This window comes from Streptomyces sp. AC627_RSS907 (assembly GCF_019049165.1).
This window is the reverse complement of the sequence record NZ_JAGMUE010001480.1, coordinates 1-555: the sequence shown is the minus strand read 5'-3', so window position 1 is coordinate 555 and position 555 is coordinate 1. Positions and strand designations below refer to the sequence as shown.

Below are 555 nucleotides of genomic sequence, written 5' to 3'. Positions count from 1 at the left end.
GATCGCCCCCGTCCACACCCGCCCGCCACACATCCGCCGGTTCGCCCGCGACGTCCCGCGCCGGGCCCGCGAACACCGTCGCGGCCGGCCGCAGGCCGCTCTTGTCGGCCGACAGCGTCAGCCCGAGGGCGGCCAGCCCGTCCCGTACGGCGGCCCGCACCCGCTCCGCCTCGCCCGCGTCCCGGACGAAGACGTGCCAGTCATCGGCCCAGCGCAGCCATCGCCCCGGAACCAGCCGCCCGAGCACCGCGTCGACCGGGGCCAGGGCCGCGCCGCCGACGCGGTTGGCCCAGTGGTGGCTGGAGAGCAGGCAGTGCCCGGCCTCGGCGGCCAACCGCGTGAGGAGGATGGCGAGTTCCTCCGTCATCCAGGCCGCGTCGAGGAGCGTGGAGAGCGGCAGCGAGCGGCCGAACCGGTGCACGTCCAGGCTCAGCACCAGGGGAAGGCCGCCCCGCCCGGCGAGCGCGCGCATGCGCGCCCCACGGGCCCCGAAGGCGGTGCGGTAGTCCCAGGTCGGCGCGCGGTAGCTGAACACCTCGGCGGCCGGTTCGTATC

Annotated in this window: 1 pseudogene; it reads right to left on the bottom strand. The window is 76.9% G+C overall.

The features are described 5' to 3' along the window. Nucleotides 1-555 (bottom strand): annotated as a pseudogene (locus tag KUM32_RS42555) (hypothetical protein); the annotation flags it as partial.